The following is a 12,731-nucleotide window of genomic DNA, read 5'->3' as shown; positions in this document are numbered from 1 at the left end:
ATGTAGGGGCAGGGCTTCCCTACCTCTACATCGTTCTTATTTGCCCTTGTCACCTTTCACCGGTGCTTCATCGGGCTCAGCGGCCAGGGTGGGCGGGAAACCGTTGAGCTGCCGCCAGATTTCGTACCACACCGGCACCGAATCCAGAATCACCCAGCCCTGCACGCCCGAGCCCAGGCGCAATTGCCGTGGCCACGGCTTGTCGCCTTCCTGGGGCTGCGCCGGGCGCACCAGCAGGCGGTATTTGCCGCCGCCGCTGCTCACCACGTCAATCACCGACACGAAGCCGCCGAATGTGCCCACCGCCGCCGAGGGCCAGCCCGAAAACTGAATGGCGGGCCAGCCATCAAACTGCAGCCGCACCTGCCGCCCGCGCTGAATGAGCGGCACGTCCATGGCCCGCACGTAGATTTCGGCGGCCAGCAGCGGCGCCTCGGGCTGCAGCGTGGCAATGGATTCGCCTTCCTTAATGGTCTCGCCAATGCCGGCCTTGAGGGCCCGCACCACGTAGCCCGTTTGGGGCGCGCGCACTACGTAGAGGCCGCGGCGCACGTCCACGTTGGCAATTTTATTGCGCGTGGTGGCCACCTCCCCTTCCGAGCTGGCGCGGCTCGACACAGCCGAGCTGCGGTCCGACTGGGCCTTGGCCAGGTCCTGGGCGTACTTGGCGCGCAGGTTGCTGAGTTCGATGCGGGCGTTGGCCAGGGCCTGCTGGCTGCTGGCCACTTTGTTGCGGGCGGCTGTCACCTTGGCCAGGTCTTCCTGCAGCTTGAGGCGGCGGGTTTCAATGTCGGTAAGTGAAAAGAGGCCGTTTTTGTAGCCTTCCTCGTAGCGGGCCAGCCGGGCGCGGGTGGTTTCGTAGTAGTTGTTGGCCGCCACCTGGTCGGCGCGGTCGATGTTGAGGTAGTTCTCGGCCTGCTCCACCTTGTTGCGGGCCGATTCGAGCTGCACCTGCAGCGTGGTGCCAAGGGCGGCAATCTGCTGGTCGGTGGCGGCTATTTTGGCGCCGTAGGCGGCCACGTTGGCCACTTTGGCGGCCAGCTGCTCGCGCAGGCGCTCGGGCAGGTTGGGGTCAAAGTATTCGTCCTTGATTTCCGACACGGTGAGCAGCGTGTCGCCCTTGTGCACAAACTGGCCCTCGCGCACGTTCCAATGCTCGATGCGACCAGCAATCTGGTTTTGCACGGTCTGGGGCCGGTCCTGGGGCGTGAGGGCCGTGAGCGTGCCCGTGCCCGAAATCGTCTGCCGCCAGGGCAGAAACAAGGCAACGATAAACAGGACGGCCACCACCAGCAGGATGCGGCCCATCCGCTTGCTGCCGTTAATGCGCAGCAGCTCGGGGCGCGATTTGCGGGGTATTTTTTCCCATACCCACTCGGCTACGTGTTGGTTCGAGAGATTAAGCATGGGCGATGTCGGCGTGGTGGGGGTCGAGGGGCAGGTCGGTCACGGCCGCCATTTTTTCCACCCCGGTCAGAATATCGAAAATGGTGCTCACGCCCGTCATCAGCTTCTCAATGGAAGCGCTGATTTGCACAATGAGTACCTCGGCGGCCACGAACTGGCCCAGCGTCATCTGGCGCGACACCACGAACAGCGTGCCCGCAATCAGCAGGCCGGCCGTGAGGATGGTGCGCAAAGCCGTGGCGTAGGCGTAGTAAGTTTTCAGCACCTGAAAGTGCGAATTGCGCGCGTGCAGGTAGCTCGACGTCAGCTCGTCGGTACGGATGAGGGCCTCGTCGTTCTGCGTGCGCTCGGCGCGGACCTCGGGCAGGCGGCCGGCCACCTGCTCCAGCCAGTCCACCAGCTCGTACTTATAGGCCGATTCGGCAATGCTGGTGCGCAGGGCGCGCTGGTAGTTCAGGGCGTAAATGAGGACGAGGGCAATGATGGTGAACAGCCCCAACGCGATGAAGATGGGGTGGTAAAACGCCAGCACCAACGCCCCAAACAGAATCTGCATGCCCGCAAACATCAGGTCAATCAGCAGCTTGGTCAACCCTTTCTGCACCGTCAGCACGTCGAAAAAGCGGTTCACCAGCTCCTGCGGGTTCTGGCCTTCCAAGGCTTCAGGCTTGATGCGCGGCAGGCGGTAGGCAAACTCGATGGCCGCCTTCGCGAACAGGCGTTGCTCGATGGCTTCGACCATCGTGAGCTGCCCAATGAGCAGGATGCTGGCCAGCAACACGCCGCCCACCACCACAGCAATGAGCAGGTAGGTGGAGCCAAATACGGCCCCGGTCGAAACCAGATTAAACACCGCCTGCGTGCCCAGCGGCAACGACAAGCTGACGAGGCCCGCCACCACGGCGTACCAGATGATGTGACGAATCGTTTTGCGCTCGGTGTCGAGCATCCGCGTTAGGCGTTGCCAGGGCGTGGGCGGTGGCAAAGTACTAGCGTATGAACCCATTGATAAACGGTAAAATGGTAACTGAATAAATAGCCGCGCAGGAAATGCACCGCAAAATTCAGGACTTAAATGCCCGGATTCCCAGCTTTGTTACAACACTTAGTGCGAATTAACCCCCTTTTAATTAGGGATTAATTTTGTTTTAATTTCCTGCTTATCGGACAAAGAACCATGAAGAAGGCCGCCCTGCAAACGGTGCGGGGCGGCCTTTGAAACTGGTTTCGAAATCGGTAGGCAGCATGGCAGGCAAGTGCTTCGCCATGCCAGGCTACTCCATGTAATTGGTGTTGAAATACTCCAAGATGTGCCACTTCAGCATGCGTTCCTGCTCCTTGAGATTGGCAAACGGCACCGGGCGCAGCAGCTTGTAGTGCGGCCAGCCGTCGGCATCCACGTGCGTCTGCTCGTAATGCCCGCTCAGGCTGAACAGGCGGCAGGTGGCAATGTGCATCAGGTCCTGCTTCTGCTCCTTGGTGAAAGTGGTAAGGCCCTGGTTCAGCTCCTGAATGCCGATGAGCAGCAGCAGCGCGTTCAAATCGGGCCGCTTGCCGAAGCGGGCTTCCATCTCCTGCATCAGCGTTTCCCAGCGGGCGTCAAAATCGGCTTCGGCCTCGGGGTGCTCGGCGGGGCCGCCGTGGTTCAGGTCCTCGCTCATACAATGGGCTGGCCGTCGTGAGCGGCTTTGTGGGCGGCGAGGTCGACTTGCTCGGCATCCCGCGCCCCATTGCCCGCTTCCGATTTCAGGATTTCCCAGTACTCCACCGCGCGGCGGAAGTGCGGAATCACAATGCTGCCGCCGATGATGTTGGCAATGGCAAACACCTCGTAAATCTCCTCGTCGGTGAGCTTTTCCTCGAAGCATTTGCCCACGTGGTACTTGATGCAGTCGTCGCAGCGCAGCACCATGGAGCAGGCCAGGCCCAGCATTTCCTTGGTTTTCACGTCGAGCGCGCCGGCCGCGTAGGTGTTGGTGTCGAGGTTGAAAAACCGCTTGATGACTTTGTTGTCGGCCGCCATAATGGTGGCGTTCATCCGCTGGCGGTATTCGTTGAATTCGGTTACTAGAGACATTTTATCGGGGAAGAAAGACTGAAGAAAAAAGAACGGTCATGCTGAGCGAAGTCGAAGCATCTTTACCGCTCCGTTTGACGAGAAACCTCACCCCCGGCCCCTCTCCCCAGGAGAGCGGAGCCTGATGGAGCGAGCGAGCGGCCGCGGCTACGCTCGGCATGACCGTTCTGGTTGAGCGCATTAGCAAACAACCCATTACATTGCTTTCCCAAAATTACTCCCCAAAACCTCGTCCTCCCTTCTGCCATGCTCCTCACCCTGTGGGATGATTTCGTGGGCCTCATCTATCCGCGCCTGTGCCTGGCCTGCCAGGAGCCGCTGATGACGGGCGAAAACCACCTCTGCACCGGTTGCCGGGCCGAGCTGCCCTACACCGACTACCACCGCCTGCCGCCCGACCAAAACCCGCTGGGCCGCCGCTTCTGGGGCAAGCTGCCCATCCGCCACGCCTTAAGCTACCTGCGCTTCGTGCGCCACGGCCGGGTGCAGCACCTGCTTCACGAACTCAAGTACCAGGGCCAGCGCGACGTGGGCACCGCCCTTGGCCAGCTCTACGGCGCCGAGCTGCACGCCGCCGGAATCGCCGCCGATTTTGACTTCATCATCCCCGTGCCCCTGCACCCCAAGAAACTAGCCAAGCGCGGCTACAATCAAGCCGCCGCCTTCGCTACCGGTCTGGCCGAGGGCATGCAGCTGCCTGCCACTCCCACCGCCATGCGCCGTACCACCAATACTAAAACGCAAACCAAAAAGAACCGCGCTCAGCGCTGGGAAAACGTAGCTACAGTTTTTGAAGTGGAAAACCCATTGACCGTATTGGGCAAGCGCGTCCTCGTGGTCGATGATGTGCTCACCACCGGCGCCACCCTCGAAGCCTGCGGCGCGGTGCTGCTGGCGGCTGGCGCGGCCGAGGTGAGCATTGCCACCATTGCCTGCGCCGACCGCTAAAACCAGTAAGCCAATTAAACAGAAAGGCCGCCCCTGATTCAGGAGCGGCCTTTTTGTTGCTTGAGATTCCAGCTTACTTGTTCGAGCCAGCGTTAATCATGGCGCAACGGAAGCCGATGGTTGCCGTCGACGAGTCTTCGGCCATGAAGCGGCGGGTGCCGGGCGAGAGCCAGTAGGCCACATCGCGCCACGAACCGCCTTTGTACACGCGCACGTGGTCGTCAATCAGCGACTGGTAGCCTTTCTTGTCGTACTTCTCGGCAGGGTCACCCACGCCGTTGCGGCGGAAGGGGTTCAGGTCTTCCACGTCCTGGAACGACAGGGGGCGGTACACGTCCTGCACCCACTCGTTCACGTTGCCAGCCATGTTGTAGAGGCCGTAATCGTTCGGCGGGTAGGAGTAGATGTACTCCGTAATCATGGCGCCGTCGTTCAGGCTGCCAGCAATACCGGCGTAGTCGCCGCGGCCGCGCTTGAAGTTAGCCAAGAACTGGCCCTGCTTCTTGCCGTAGGCATTGCGGGTCGATTTGCCATCCCAGGGGTAAATGCGCTTCTCTTCCTGGTTCTCGTTGCCCACTTCCTGCGTGCCTACAAGTGCCTGAGCAGCATATTCCCACTCGGCCTCGGTGGGGAGGCGGTAGTTGGGCAGCGTGTTGCCGTTTTCGATAGAAGTGGAATTCTTACCAGTTGCCAGAGCGCCGGCTGCACCGGCGGTGCCTTCGGCGCCACCAGCGGCGGCGTCGTCGCCTTTTTTCTTTTTCTTGCCGAAGAGGCCACCGATGCCGGGCTTGGCGTCGCCGCCCGATGCCAGGCGCTCGTTCACCTTGGCCGTACGCCAGGAGCAATAGTCATCGGCCTGCAGCCAGCTCACGCCCACCACGGGGAAGTAGCGGAAGCCGGGGTAGCGCAGGTAGTACGTCACGTAGGGGTCGTTGAACGACAGGTCGCGGGCCCACACGGTGGTGTCGGGCAGGGCCGAGCGGTAAAACTCTTCGGCCGAGTCGGTGCGGATGAAGTGCAGGTATTCCAGCCAGTGAATGTTGGCCACCTCGGCTTCGTCCATGTAGAACGAGGCGATGGTCACCGTGCGCTCGATGTTGTCGTGCGTCTGGGTCACGTCTTCTTCCTGCGAGCCCAGCACCGTGCGGCCGCCTTCGATGAACACCAAGCCCGGGCCTTCGGGGATTTTCTTAAAGTTAGCCACGGCCATGCCCTTCTCCGTGTTATATTCAATACCGGTCGTAGAGGAATATTTGCCCGGCTTTTGGGCCGTGGGCGGGCCTTTCTTGCCGCAGCTCGCCAGCACTACCAGGCCAAGCACGGAGAGGCGTAGATAATTGGTTAATTTCATAATTAAGTTAAAATGAGTATGGGGGCTGAGGGGTTAGCTAAGGCAATCAGGACGCAATAATACAAAATATTAAAATGTTGGGCAAGGGGCTGCCGGGTAAACTCTCTTTTTTAAACGACGATGGGCGTTTTCCAATCGGTCGAAGGCGCGCAGGGCCAGCGTCACCTCGTGGGCACCGCCCAGGTCGGCACTTAGGCGGCTGAGGCCCACGTCGTAGCTGTAGCCCAGGCGCAGGCCCCCGGCCTGCACCCCGGCCACCACGGCCAGCACGTGCTGCGACCCAACGCTGCCCGGTATGTAAATATTGCGGTACACCGCTCCCAAAGTAACGGGCGAGGCGGTGAAGTAAACGCCGGTTTCAATGCGCTGAGAACCACCTTGTCGGGTGTAGGCCGCCACCGGCGTGTAGCTCACCTCGCGGGTGGCAATGCCGGGTCCGGGCTTCACCTTAAAAAACTTATAGCCCCCCGAAAGATTCAACAGCAGGGGCAGTTCGCTTTGCTTGCGGAAGCCCAGGCTGGGCTGATTGAGGTGCTGGCCGGCCAGACTGAGCCAGAACTGGTCGGTGTAGAGCACCGCGCCGGTGCCCACGCTGAAGTAGTTGACGGGCGGGAAATCCAGGGATTCGGCCGAGGGCCCGGCCACGCTGCCGTCTTCGCGAATCTGGTCGCCGAACACGAAATTGTCATATCCGACGCGCTGGCGGCCGTAGCTGGCGCGCAGGCCGCCGCTCAGGGCCAGCTTCTCCTTAATGCGGGTGTGGTAGGCATAGAGTCCGCCCGCTTCGAAGCGGGTGTAGCCCACTGCGCCGGTGCGGTCTTGGTTGATGAGCAGGCCAAGGGCGTGGTGCTGGCCGGGCTGGTTGAGGCGCACATCGGCGGCGGCCTGGGCCGTGACGAAGGAACCCGCCAGCAGCGGGAGCTGGTTGCGGTAGCTCAGCGTCACGCTATAATCATCAACCAAGCCAGTGAAGGCGGGGTTGGTGTGCAGGCGTGTGGCAAAAGGCTGGGAGAAAAAAACGTCCTGCCCCCGTGCGCCCAACGCCGTGCCCAGCAGCAAGCCCGTGGCCAAGCCGTACTTCGGGCGCAAAAACAACGAAAGAAAACGCTTGGGCATAGGAACCGCAGTAACGCTGCCGCACTCCAAAATAGTGCGGTCGTCGGCGCGAAGGTACGGCCCGCGCCCGTGCGTTTACTTCGGGCGGAGTCGGCCTACTTTTGCAGCACTTTCACGCTGAGGCGGCGGTTCATGGCGCGGCCTGCCTCCGAGTTGTTGGCCGAAATGGAATAGCGCGGGCCGTAGCCGCGGGCCTCGATGCGGCTAGGGCTGATGCCCATGTCGACAAGGCTGGCCCAAGCAGTGCGGGCGCGGGCCTCGCTGAGCTGCCGGTTTACCTGGTAGGTACCCGTGCTATCGGTGTAGCCGCCGAGCTTGACGCGGGCGTTGGGGTAAGCTTTCAAAATCGTAGCGATGTTGCGCAACTGCCCCATCGATTCGGGCGTGAGTGTGGCCTTGCCGGGCGTGAAAAACACGCGGTCGAAATTGTACCAGCCGTTGGTCAGGTCCGCGGTGTCCACTTTGGCAGCAGGGTCGGCCAAGAAGCGGTGCAGGTAGCTTTCCGTCGAGTTGACGCCGACGCCAGCGAGGGTGGCGCCGTTGGCCAGCTTCAACGTGGTGGGGGCGCCGGTGTGGTAGATGTAGTTGCCGCTTTTGGCGTCGAAATGGCCCGGTACAATGGGGTCGGTCACCTTGCGGGGAGCGTAGGGCCGGTTGGGCGTGTAGGGCCGGCGGCTGTAGCGCGAAGGCGCCACGGACTTCTTTGTTTCCGTTGCCGGGGCCGCGCCGGGTACGGACGCGGGCGCCGATGCCGGTGTTGTTGTGGGCGCAGACATCGGTGCGGGCATTGCCGACCGGGTTGGTGCCGTAGCGACAGGAGCCGCAACTGCCGTGGGCACTACGGGCTTGGCTTCCGGGCGCGAGGCTGCCGGGTTACGGTCGGCGGGCGCGGGTGCCGTCGAAGCCGTTAACGTCGGGTTTGCAGGGGCTGGGGCGGTGCGAGCCGGGCTGTTGCTGCTCGCGTACTTCGAATTTTTGGGCGCAATGGTCACCAACACCGGGCCACCCACTACGGCTTCCGGAGCCAACGTCATGGTAGTGGCGTTGGGGTCTAGGTCCGCAACAGCATTCCGGTTGTTTCCTTTTTTATTGTCTTCACGATTTAACTTATTGAGTACAACCGTGAAGTTTGCAGTTTTGCCAGCCTCCAAAAATATGTTCTCTACTGTTTGAGGGCGGTACCCGCCCTCGCCCACGCGTATCATGTAGGGGCCGCCCACCATCAGGTTGGGAATCATGAAACGGCCGGCTCGGTCGGAAGCCGCCGCGTGGCGCACGCCGGAGGGTACGTGGATAACCGTGACTGCGGCGCCTGACAAGGCCTGTTGGTCTTCAGACTGCACGTTGCCCATCAGGCTCAGCGTGGCAACCTGCGCGTGCGCAGCAAATCCGACCGCCATTTGGAATGCCACAAGCGAGGTAAAAAGGAACTTCATATTACACAAGGTTATTACGGACAGCAAATATACCTCTTAAATCCTTTCTATAACAATTGGATAAAAATTTGTAATTTATCTAATTTAGCGAATTGATTTATACTAAGAACGGTATCAGTAAGCGGAGCCATACTGGGGCAGAGTCAAGACGCTTTATGGAACGTTGAAAAGAAGAACCTTTTTGTTGAATGGGGTTCTGATTAGCTGCTATCAACCCATTTTCAACGATTTGGCAGTTGTGTAGCTACGCGATGCTGTTTACATCATGCTCGGTCACTACTTGGTTTTTGGCGCCTGCTCATATTGTAAAAAACGCAGTATCACGTTCTTTTTACCTTTGTCTCCAGTACTTTATTAGCTTTTGCCATGCGAAAAATTTTGTTGGGAGTAGGTGTGTTTTTGGTGGTGTTGGTGTTGGCGGTAGTAGCCGCGCCTTTCCTGTTTAAGGACAAGCTGCGTGCCTTGGCCGACAAGCAGATAGCCCAGCGCGTGCGGGCGCAGGTGCAGTACGACCCGGCCAACATCGGCGTGAGCGTGCTCCACTCCTTCCCCGATTTGACGCTCGACATCAAGGACCTGCGGGTGATTGGGCTCGACTCGTTCAGCCGCGACACGCTGGCCTACTTGCCCAACCTGCGGGTGGGCCTGGACGTGATGACGGTAATCAAAGGCGAGGAAATCAAGATTAACAGCGTGGAGCTGGAGCGGCCCGACCTGAGCCTGCGCCGCCTGAAAAGCGGTCTGGCCAACTGGGACGTAATGATTTCAGACTCCGCGGCTGCGGCCAAGGGCCAGGATACCAGCCAGGTAAGCTTGGCCATTAAGGGCTGGGAGCTGACCGACGCGCACCTGCGCTATGAGGACCTGACGCTGCCTTTTCGGATGGAAGCGCGCGGCGTGAACCACAGCGGCAGCGGCGACTTCGCCAGCAACGTGTTCGACATGACCTCCAAAACCACGGCCACCGACCTCGATATGACCTACGGGGGCGTGGCTTACCTCACCGACAAGCAGCTCGACGCCGACGTGACGCTGAACATGGATTTGAACAAGAGCCTCTACACGTTCAAAGACAACAAGATTAAGCTCAACGACTTCCCCTTCAGCTTCGCGGGCGCCATCGGGCTGCCCAATGCCACGGATATTACCTATGACATCACGTTCAAGGCGCTGGAGACGGATTTCAAAACGCTGCTTAGCCTGGTGCCGGGCGTCTTTACGGAGAAGTTCAAGAACATCGAAACCAGCGGCAAGGTGGCGTTTGACGGCTATGCCAAGGGCACCCAGACGGCCACGCAACTGCCCGGCTACGGCGTGAACCTGGTGGTGACCAACGGCCGCTTCAAATACCCCGACCTGCCGCGCGAGGCCAAGAACATCAACCTCAAGATGAAGGTGGATAACCCCACGGGCGTGACCAACGACGTGAAAGTCAACATCCCGCAGTTTCACCTCGACCTCGGGCCTGACCCGGTGGACGGCAACGTGGCCATCGACGGCCTGAACCCGATGAAGGTGGACGGCCGCGTGAAAGCCAACGTGAACCTGGCCGAAGCCCTGAAGGTGTACCCGGTGAAGGACCTGAACATGCGCGGGCAGTTTTTTGTGGACGGTACGGCAAAGGGCACGTACTCGAAAACCCAGATGCCGGTGGTGAATGCGGCCATTCGCCTCACCAACGGCTACGTGAAATCGGCCAAGTTCCCGGCCCCGATTGAGAACATCAACCTGAGCGGTACGGTGGTGAACACCACGGGCCGGGTGAACGACACGCAGATTAACCTGCCGCAGTTCCGGATGGTGCTGGAGGGCGAGCCGCTGGAAGGCCGCCTCACGGCCCACAACATCGACAAGCCGGTGTTCGACACCAACGTGCGCGGCACGGTGGATTTGACCAAGATTACCAAGATTTTCCCGCTGGAAGGCATGACCGTGACGGGCCGTGTGTCGGGCGACATTGCCGCCAAGGGCAACATGGCCGACGTGGAAGCCGGCCGCTACCAGAACGTGGTGGCCAGCGGCACGGTGAAGGCCAACAACGTGACCTACAAGAGCAAGGACCTGCCGCAGGGCGTGAAAATCAGCTCCGGTACGGCCACTTTCAACAACAACCAAATTGCGCTGCAAAGCCTGAACGGCACGGCCGGGAGCTCCGACTTCGCGGCCTCGGGCACGGTGAGCAACTACCTGGGCTATCTGTTCACGCCGGGCCAGTCGCTGAAGGGCAACCTGACGGTGAACTCGCGCAATTTCAATGCGAACGAGTGGATGGTGGACGAGGTATCGGCCAAGCCCACGGTGGCCAGCACCGGCGGCAAGGCCCCGGCCAAGGCCGAGGGCGTGCTCCAGATTCCCAAGTATTTCGACTTGGTGCTGAACAGCCACGTCGACAACGTGACCTACGACAACCTGAAGCTGACCAACGCCCAGGGCTCGGTGGCGGTGAACGACCAGACGGCCACCCTTAAGAATATGACGTTCAACACGCTGGGGGCTACGTTTGGTACCACGGGCAGCTACAGCAGCAAGAACCTGGCGCACCCCAAGTTCAACTTCGGGCTCAACATCAAAGACCTGAATTTTCAGAAGGCGTTTGCGGCCTTTAACACCATCAAGACGCTGGTGCCGCTGGCCAGCCAGGTGGAGGGCGTGTTTGGTACCAACTTCAGCGTGAGCGGCGAGATGGGGCCCGACATGATGCCGAACCTGGCCACGCTGAGCGGTAAGGGCTTGTTCGACGTGGTGCGGGCGGCCATCAACCAAAGCGAGGTGATGACCAAAATTGCCAGCCTCACTACCCTGCCCGAGCTGAAGACGCTGTTGGTGGTGGACAAGAAAATCCAGGCCAACATCGTGAACGGCAACCTCGTGGTGCAACCCTTCGACCTGACCATTGGCGACGTAAAAATGAACATCGGCGGCTCGAACAGCCTGACCGGCGTGCTCTCCTACATCACCGCCCTGAACGTGCCCACCGGCAAGCTGGGCTCGGCCATGAACAGTAAGCTGACGCAGCTCACGGGCGTGCAAAACATTCAGGGCACCGACCGCGTGACGCTGGGCCTCAACATTGGCGGCACGGTGAAGGCGCCGGTGGTGAAGCTGACCAGCGGCAGCGTGAAGGACCAGGGCAAAGCACTGGTGCAGAACGTGGCCAAGCAAAAGGCCCTCGACCTGCTGGGTGTGAAACCCCGCGCCATCTCGAAGGAAGACAGCATCCGCCGCGCCGGGCAGACGACTGAGGAAGCCGCCGCCCAGGCCGAACTGGACAAGAAGCAGCAGCGCATTGATGCGGCCAACAAAGCCAAAGAGCAAATATCCAAAGGTTTCAACAGCTTGTTCAATAAGCCCAAGCCAAAGCCCAAACCCGTGGAACCGGCCGATTCGGTGAAGTAGTTGGACGGGGCCAACAATGGCCGGTTTTGGCAATATTGTTGAGTGCGGCGGCCTGGCAACCTCTTGGTTGGCCGGGCCGTTTCATGCCCCATCATTGACTTCATTACCCATTCTTATGAAAATCACGCGCTTTTTACCTTTTGCCGCCGCAGCTCTGTTGGGCCTGGCGAGTTGCTCTAAGTCGGACGATTCGGACGCCAATGGCAAGCTCGAAGTGCGGCTGATGGACGCCCCCGGCGACTTCCGCAGCGTGGTCCTGGACGTGCGCCAGGTAGAGGTGCACCTGAAAGAAGAAAACGACCCGGATGGTTGGAAAACGTTGGGCTTCACGCCCCAGGCCATCAATGTGCTAGAGTACGTAAACGGCCGCTCGGCCCTGCTGGTGAGCGAGGACTTTGCCCCCGGCGACCTCAAGGAAATTCGCCTGATTCTGGGCCCCGACAGCTACGTCATCGGCACCGATGGCCAGCGCTACGACCTCAAAACCCCCAGCGGCCAAACCTCAGGCGTGAAGCTGAAGCTCGACAAAGCCACCCTGCGCCAGCGCAGCACCTTCCAACTGCTGCTTGATTTCGACGTGGCCAAGTCCATTGTGGAGCGCGGCAACTGGAACCCCGGCAAGGACAAAAAAGAGCGTTACCTGCTCAAGCCGGTCATCCGGGTGGTAGCCCAGGACCTGCGCGCCGGCATTCGCGGCACCGTGACGCCGGCGGCCGCCCTGCCCCAAATTCTGGCCATCCGCTCCACCATCCTCGGCCCCGATACGGTGAGCACTTCGGCCGATGCTTCGGGCGCCTTCCAGCTCAACGGCTTGGCGGCCGGCACCTACCAGGTGCAGTTTTTCCCCAGCACCACGGCCCCTGCCGGTCAGGCCCCCTACCGCAACGCCACCCGCACCGGCGTGAACGTGACCAACGACCAGATTACCGACTTGGGCTCGGTGAGTGTGCAGTAAGCGTTAATCAAGACGATAAACAAAAGCCCCGACCTCAGCAGAGGT

The 12,731-nt window shown here is 60.5% G+C and carries 10 protein-coding genes; 3 read left to right on the top strand and 7 right to left on the bottom strand.

The window, feature by feature from the left end:
* Positions 1-36: 36 nt before the first annotated feature.
* The 4 genes from MTP16_RS06045 to MTP16_RS06030 all read right to left on the bottom strand — a co-directional run bounded on the left by MTP16_RS06045 (position 37) and on the right by MTP16_RS06030 (position 3,484).
* Positions 37-1,407 (bottom strand): HlyD family secretion protein, encoded by a 1,371-nt coding sequence (locus MTP16_RS06045; RefSeq protein WP_243516784.1) that lies wholly within the window; start codon positions 1,405-1,407, stop codon positions 37-39.
* A complete protein-coding gene (locus MTP16_RS06040) occupies positions 1,400-2,413 on the bottom strand; it encodes an ABC transporter transmembrane domain-containing protein (RefSeq protein ID WP_243516782.1) in 1,014 nt (337 codons plus the stop codon). Before MTP16_RS06040 ends, MTP16_RS06045 begins: the two co-directional genes overlap by 8 nt.
* 268 nt (positions 2,414-2,681) lie before the next feature.
* Positions 2,682-3,068: a hypothetical protein gene (locus tag MTP16_RS06035; protein ID WP_243516780.1), complete on the bottom strand. Its 387-nt coding sequence runs from the start codon at positions 3,066-3,068 to the stop codon at positions 2,682-2,684.
* Positions 3,065-3,484: a carboxymuconolactone decarboxylase family protein gene (locus MTP16_RS06030; RefSeq protein ID WP_243516778.1), complete on the bottom strand. Its 420-nt coding sequence runs from the start codon at positions 3,482-3,484 to the stop codon at positions 3,065-3,067. The genes MTP16_RS06035 and MTP16_RS06030 overlap by 4 nt, the downstream gene beginning before the upstream one ends.
* A gap of 246 nt (positions 3,485-3,730) precedes the next feature.
* On the opposite strand from MTP16_RS06030, the gene MTP16_RS06025 reads away from it, so the two are divergent.
* Positions 3,731-4,432 (top strand): ComF family protein, encoded by a 702-nt coding sequence (locus tag MTP16_RS06025; protein WP_243516776.1) that lies wholly within the window; start codon positions 3,731-3,733, stop codon positions 4,430-4,432.
* A 73-nt stretch (positions 4,433-4,505) separates the two neighbouring features.
* On the opposite strand, the gene MTP16_RS06020 is transcribed toward MTP16_RS06025, so the two are convergent.
* The 3 genes from MTP16_RS06020 to MTP16_RS06010 form a co-directional block, all read right to left on the bottom strand.
* Positions 4,506-5,783, bottom strand: a complete 1,278-nt coding sequence (locus MTP16_RS06020) for an SUMF1/EgtB/PvdO family nonheme iron enzyme (RefSeq protein WP_243516773.1) — start codon at positions 5,781-5,783, stop codon at positions 4,506-4,508.
* Positions 5,784-5,852: 69 nt separating this feature from the next.
* Entirely contained in the window at positions 5,853-6,899 is a 1,047-nt protein-coding gene (locus MTP16_RS06015) for a PorP/SprF family type IX secretion system membrane protein (RefSeq protein WP_243516771.1), read from the bottom strand.
* 95 nt (positions 6,900-6,994) lie between these two features.
* Positions 6,995-8,335, bottom strand: a complete 1,341-nt coding sequence (locus MTP16_RS06010) for an OmpA family protein (RefSeq protein WP_243516767.1) — start codon at positions 8,333-8,335, stop codon at positions 6,995-6,997.
* A 366-nt stretch (positions 8,336-8,701) separates the two neighbouring features.
* Between MTP16_RS06010 and MTP16_RS06005 the strand changes: the two genes are divergently transcribed.
* Positions 8,702-11,731 carry an AsmA family protein gene (locus MTP16_RS06005; RefSeq protein ID WP_243516765.1) on the top strand — a complete coding sequence of 1,010 codons (3,030 nt, stop codon included), beginning with the start codon at positions 8,702-8,704 and terminating at the stop codon, positions 11,729-11,731.
* Between the two features lie 115 nt (positions 11,732-11,846).
* The gene (locus tag MTP16_RS06000) at positions 11,847-12,686 is read left to right on the top strand and encodes a DUF4382 domain-containing protein (RefSeq protein WP_243516764.1); all 840 of its coding nucleotides are present in this window, start codon (positions 11,847-11,849) and stop codon (positions 12,684-12,686) included.
* The last annotated feature ends 45 nt before the right edge of the window (positions 12,687-12,731 follow it).

It is taken from the genome of Hymenobacter monticola (genome assembly GCF_022811645.1).
Lineage (GTDB): Bacteria > Bacteroidota > Bacteroidia > Cytophagales > Hymenobacteraceae > Hymenobacter > Hymenobacter monticola.
This window is presented reverse-complemented; position numbering and strand designations above follow the sequence as displayed.